The following is a 6,200-nucleotide window of genomic DNA, read 5'->3' on the forward strand; positions in this document are numbered from 1 at the left end:
TTAAAATATATAAGTTTTTAAAAGAATTTATTAATTACACTTTGTAAATATTTGATTCTTTAAAAGAATTTATTAGTTACACTCTGTTTTTATTTTAAAATAATCCCTTTTAGTAATTATCTATTTTTCATTAAATTTAAAAGACCACCTTCTAAAATCATATCTTTTTGTCTTTCAGTAATATCTATTGTTGTTATATATTCTTTTCCTTTAGTAACATTTTTAACTATTACAATCCCTGATTTTACTTGTTCTACTGCATTTTCTATTACTAAATCATCTAAAGAATCTATATCATCATAATCTTTTTCGTTTTTAAATTCTAAAGGCATAATTCCATTATTTACAAGATTAGCTTTATGAATCCTTGCAAAAGATTTTGCAATTACTGCCTTTACCCCTAAATAAAGAGGAACTAATGCTGCATGTTCTCTACTTGAACCTTGCCCATAATTAGTACCACCTATTATAAATCCACCATTATATTTCTTAGCTTTTTCTGGGAATTTTTCATCACAAGGTGTTAAACAGAAATTAGCTAAATGAGGAATATTAGATCTATAAGGTAAAAGTTTAGCATTAGAAGGCATAATGTGATCTGTTGTAATATTATCTATAACTTTAGTTAAAACTTTTCCACTAACTTTTTCTTTTAAAGAATCAGCTTTAGGAAATGGTTTTATATTTGGTCCTCTAACTACTTCAACATCTTTGCCATCCTCTGCTGGATCAACTATTAAGTTATCATTTATTAAAAATTCTTTTGGCATTTTAATTTCTGGAAAGCCATCTAATTCTGAAGGATCTGTTATATGTCCTGTTAAAGCTGATGCCGCTGCAACTTCTGGACTTACTAAATATACATTAGCAGATCTAGTTCCTGATCTTCCTTCAAAGTTTCTATTAAAAGTTCTAAGGGATACTGCATCTGTACAAGGTGATTGTCCCATTCCTATACAAGGACCACAAGCACATTCTAATATTCTAGCTCCTGATGCAACTAAATCTGATAATGCTCCATTATTAGCTAACATATTTAATACTTGTTTTGACCCTGGTGCTATTACTAAAGACACATCTTCCTTTATAGTTTTTCCTTTTAAAATCATTGAAGTTCTTAACAAATCTACATAAGAAGAATTAGTACAACTTCCTATAGCAACTTGATTTACTTTTATATCTTTAAGTTCTGATACTGGAACAACATTATCCGGACTATGAGGGCAAGCTGCTAAAGGTTTTAAAGAAGTCAAATCTATTTCTACTTCTTCATCATAAGTTGCATCTTCATCTGGAACTAATAAACTAAAATCTTCTTCTCTTCCTTGTGCTTTTAAAAACTCTAATGTAGTTTCATCCGCTGGGAATATAGAAGTAGTTGCTCCAAGTTCTGCTCCCATATTAGTTATAGTAGCTCTTTCTGGTACTGTAAGAGTCTTTACACCTTCTCCCACATACTCAAATACTTTTTCAACTCCACCTTTAACAGTTAATTTTCTTAAAACTTCTAATATAACATCTTTAGCAGATACCCATGGTTTTAATTTTCCTTTTAAATTAACTTTAACTACTTTAGGCATATTTATATAATACTCTCCACCGCCCATAGCTACAGCTACGTCTAATCCACCGGCCCCTATAGCGAGCATTCCTATTCCGCCAGCTGTTGGAGTATGACTATCTGATCCTAAAAGTGTGTTACCTGGTATTCCAAATCTTTCTAAATTAACTTGATGACATATTCCATTACCAGGTTTTGAAAAATAAATTCCATGTTTTTTAGCTACTGTTTGAATATACATATGGTCATCTGCATTTTCTGGACCAGTTTGAAGTATATTATGATCTATATATGCTACTGATTTTTTAGTTTTAACTTTATCTACCCCTAAAGCCTCAAATTGAAGATAGGCCATAGTGCCTGTAGAATCTTGAGTTAACGTTTGATCTATCTTTATTGCAATTTCCTCTCCAGGAACCATATTTCCTTTAACTAAATGAGATTTTATTATTTTTTGTGCTACATTTAAACCCAACTTTAGTCCTCCAATCTTTTTTCTATACATATTATTTTATAATTGAACTTCTAGCTAGCTATTTGAAATATTTCAGGAATAACTTGCCTTACTATAAGTTCTAATTCATTATTTCCTATTATTGTATTTCTACCATTTTTATATTGGTTATCTACCCATTCTTTTATAGGTAAAATTCTTTCATCTTTTTTATCTATTTTATCTTCATCTTTTAATCTAAAATACGTATTTATCCAAGCTGCTATTCCTGCTAATCCTGAATATTGATTCACTGCAACTACAACAGGTCTGTTTAATATTTTATCTGTATTAAATATATTATAAATTTCCTCATCTTTTAATATTCCATCAGCATGTATTCCTGCTCTTGTAACATTAAATTGACTTCCTACAAAAGGAGTTCTTGGAGGAACATCATATTTCATTTCTTTTTTAAAGTACTCAGCTATCTCAGTTATCAATTGTAAGTTCATATTCTTAGTATTTCCTGTTAATTGACCATACTCTACAAGCATAGCTTCTAAAGGACAATTTCCTGTTCTCTCTCCAATTCCTAAAAGTGAAGTATTAATAGAAGAACATCCATATAACCAAGCTGTTGTAGCATTATTTACTACACCATAAAAATCATTATGTCCATGCCACTCAATAGCTTCTGATGGAACATTACAACAATATTTAAGCCCATGTATTATAGATTGAACACTTCTTGGAAGTGATGCTCCAGAATATGGAACTCCTAAACCTAAAGTATCACAGGCTCTAATCTTAACTTGTATTCCAGATTGTTTAGACATTTCCATTAGCTTATTTACAAAAGGAACTACAAATCCATAAAAATCTGCTCTAGTTATATCTTCTAGGTGACATCTTGGAACTATGCCATTAGAAAGAGCTTCTTCTACCAATGATAAATACATCTTCATAGCTTCTTCTCTGGATTTATTTAATTTTCTAAAAATATGATAATCTGAACAAGACATAAGCATTCCAGTTTCTTTTATACCCATTTTTTTAACAAGTTCAAAATCTTTTTTGTTAGCTCTTATCCATGAAGTTACCTCTGGAAAATCGTAACCCCTTTCCATACAAACTTCTGCTGCTTTTCTATCTTTATCAGAATATAAGAAAAACTCAGTCTGTCTTATAATACCTGAATTATTATCTAACTTATTTAGATAATCATATATTTTTATTATTTGCTCAGCTGTATATGGAGGCATAGATTGCTGTCCATCTCTAAAAGTTGTATCTGTTATCCAAATATCTTTTGGAAGACCCATAGGTACTTGTATATCATTAAAAGTAATTTTTGGTATTTCATCATAAGGAAATAAATCTTTATACAGATTAGGTTTATTTATATTTTGTAAAACATGCTTATATGAAGACTCAACTAGCTTTTCCATCATATTTTCCCCCTTTATTTTAATCTAATTCCACTAATATTTTACAAGTTATATTGCATAATTTGAATAATTTATATAAATTCTTGCATATCTAATTGTCCTATATGTTAACTACATTTAAACTCATTCATATATATTTCATTAGTTGTATCAATATAATGCTAGTTATTTTCTAATGCAATCTTATTTCTTTACAATTCATATTCTAACACTAGAGTAATTTTAAATCAAATACTTTTTTGGTTTTTTTGAAAGTTTTTTTGATAATCTTGCATTTATGTAATTTTGAACAACTATCATACAATTGATAGATTTTTAACTAATCTTGCATAATCATCTATACGTAAGCCTATAAATAGCTGTATTTAGCCCTTTACCATGATAAATTTTTTTCTCTTTTTATAAAATAAATCCTGCCTATAAAAAAGCACGGAAAATTATAATAAATTTTCCATGCTCTAATATTATTTTATATATTTTATTTTTCTTTAGCTTTTTCTATTATCTCTTTTATATAATCTGCTAAATTACTTTTCTGTTCTTTTGTAAGATCATCAGAATATATAGGAGGACATACAATTAATTTTACCTTTGCTGGCTTTATCTTATTGCCTTCATTAGCTTCTCTAGCTTTATATGTACCTTCTATAGCTATAGGAACAATCGGAGCTTTTGATTTTGTTGCTAATTTCATACTTCCTTTTTTAAATTCTCCCATTTCTTTTCCTTTACTTCTAGTTCCTTCTGGGAAAATAAGCATATCATGTCCTTCTTTTAAATTTTGAACACCTTTATTTATAGATTTAACTGCTTCTCTTATATTACTTCTATCTATAAAAACACAATGAATTTGATTCATCCAATATGTTAAAATCTTAGCTTTTAATATTTCTTTTTTAGCAATAAATCCAACTGGCTTTTCTAAACCAGAAATTATAACTGGTATATCAAAAAAACTTTGATGATTAGATACAAAAACACAAGCTTCATCTGGTATATTCTCTAATCCCTCTTTTTCTATAGTTATTCCTACTTTTTTAACTATAAAATCAGCCCAATTTTTAACATTTGATTTTACAACCTCTTCTGCCTCTTCTAATTTACCTTTTTTCCTTAAATTTTCAACTTTTATTTTTTTAAAAACTGTAAATAACATATATATAAGGAACTCTAAATATAAAAATATTGTTTTCATAATATTACTCTCCTCTTCTAGTATTTCAATAATTATGTTACTTTATAATTATAATATAACATCATAAACTTATCCACTTTTTACTTTATTTATTACTTATAATAATCTTCTACATGCTGCATTTATTTAGATTCTAATAAAACACTCTATACAAAAAACTTTTAAAGTACAAAGTACAAAGTACAAAGTACAAAGTACAAAGTACAAAGTACAAAGTACAAAGTACAAAGTACAAAGTACAATTCATTTTACTATAAAACTTTAAAATACAAATATATATTTTTAAATTTTATAGTAAACAAAGATTAAATATGTATTATATGGCAATAAATTTAGATAACTATAATAAATAAGGAGTCTAAATATATATTATGTTAAAAATAAAATATAAAACTATAAATATTTTAAAGACTTTATCTAAATTTAAATCAAAAAAGATTTATAATTTAAAAAACACAAGAAAAACTTCTAGTAACTCAATATTTAATAATAAACAAAATATAACATTTTTTATTATTTTATTTATCATTACTGCAATATCAATATTAGGATTTTTTAAATACAAAAAATTTACTTACTCTAAAAATAGTTTTATAAATAATTCTAATAAAATTGAAATTCATTATATAGATGTAGGACAAGGAGATAGTATTTTAATTAAAGTAAACAATAAAAAGATACTTATAGATTCTGGTTCTAAAAAAAGTTCTTCAAAAATATTCTCTCATTTAAGAAAAGAAAATATAAAAAAATTTGACTATATAATTGCTACACACCCTCATGAAGATCACATTGGTAATATGGACAAAATATTAGATAAGTATACTGTTAGTAATTTTTATGCTCCAAAAAAGCTTTCTAATACTACATATTTTAAAAGTATGGTAAAGTCATTAAAAAGAAAAAAATTAAAAATAAATATAGCTAACTCTGATAAAACTATAGATTTAGGCCCTAACTGTTATGGAAAATTTCTAGCCCCTAAAAATGCTACCTATGATAATATTAATAACTATTCTGCAGTTTTAAAAATTTGTTATAAAGATTCTATTTTTATATTTACAGGAGATGCAGAGTGTCTTAGTGAAGATGAAATATTAGATAAATATAAAAATCTACAATGTGATGTATTAAAATTAGGTCATCATGGTAGTAGCACTTCTACTAGTGACAATTTTTTAGATCAGCTATCTCCTAAAATAGCTATAATTAGTTGTGGTAAAAATAATAGATATGGACATCCTAGTAAAAAAACAATAAAAAAATTAAAGAAAAGAAAAATAAGAACTTATAGAACAGATATAGATGGAACTATAATAATAACAAGTGATGGTAAAAATATATACAAAAAATAAAACAAGACTGTATAAAACAGTCTTTTCTTATATTATATAATTATTTTTGTCAAAAAATAAAATGGCTCCGCGAAAAGGATTCGAACCTTCAACCTATCGGTTAACAGCCGAGTGCTCCACCGTTGAGCTATCGCGGAATATTTCACCTGGCAACGACCTACTCTTCCACCGGGCTTCCCCTGCAGTACCATCGGCGCTTTGAAGC

General features: G+C 27.2%; 4 protein-coding genes and 1 tRNA gene. 1 reads left to right on the forward strand and 4 read right to left on the reverse strand.

The window, feature by feature from the left end:
* Window positions 1–116: 116 nt before the first annotated feature.
* From ABDZ71_RS09525 to ABDZ71_RS09535, 3 genes are all read right to left on the reverse strand, one after another.
* On the reverse strand, window positions 117–2,066 hold the full coding sequence (locus tag ABDZ71_RS09525; RefSeq protein ID WP_425544700.1) for an aconitate hydratase: 1,950 nt from the start codon (window positions 2,064–2,066) through the stop codon (window positions 117–119).
* A gap of 20 nt (window positions 2,067–2,086) precedes the next feature.
* Window positions 2,087–3,448 (reverse strand): beta/alpha barrel domain-containing protein, encoded by a 1,362-nt coding sequence (locus ABDZ71_RS09530; RefSeq protein ID WP_343761073.1) that lies wholly within the window; start codon window positions 3,446–3,448, stop codon window positions 2,087–2,089.
* 475 nt (window positions 3,449–3,923) lie between these two features.
* On the reverse strand, window positions 3,924–4,640 hold the full coding sequence (locus ABDZ71_RS09535) for a lysophospholipid acyltransferase family protein (protein WP_343761075.1): 717 nt from the start codon (window positions 4,638–4,640) through the stop codon (window positions 3,924–3,926).
* Window positions 4,641–5,011: 371 nt separating this feature from the next.
* Here ABDZ71_RS09535 and ABDZ71_RS09540 point away from each other — a divergent pair, with 371 nt between their 5' ends.
* Entirely contained in the window at window positions 5,012–5,995 is a 984-nt protein-coding gene (locus tag ABDZ71_RS09540) for a ComEC/Rec2 family competence protein (RefSeq protein WP_343761077.1), read from the forward strand.
* A gap of 62 nt (window positions 5,996–6,057) precedes the next feature.
* On the opposite strand, the gene ABDZ71_RS09545 is transcribed toward ABDZ71_RS09540, so the two are convergent.
* Window positions 6,058–6,132: transfer RNA gene (locus tag ABDZ71_RS09545), tRNA-Asn, on the reverse strand.
* Window positions 6,133–6,200: the final 68 nt, after the last annotated feature.

It is taken from the genome of Clostridium oceanicum, assembly GCF_039521385.1.
GTDB lineage: Bacteria > Bacillota > Clostridia > Clostridiales > Clostridiaceae > Clostridium_F > Clostridium_F oceanicum.

Coding starts and splice junctions, on each gene's coding strand:
- ABDZ71_RS09535 (WP_343761075.1), bottom strand. CDS start 4,640: ATGAAAACAATATTTTTATATTTAGAGTTCCTTATATATATGTTATTT.
- ABDZ71_RS09540 (WP_343761077.1), top strand. CDS start 5,012: ATGTTAAAAATAAAATATAAAACTATAAATATTTTAAAGACTTTATCT.
- ABDZ71_RS09525 (WP_425544700.1), bottom strand. CDS start 2,066: ATGTATAGAAAAAAGATTGGAGGACTAAAGTTGGGTTTAAATGTAGCA.
- ABDZ71_RS09530 (WP_343761073.1), bottom strand. CDS start 3,448: ATGATGGAAAAGCTAGTTGAGTCTTCATATAAGCATGTTTTACAAAAT.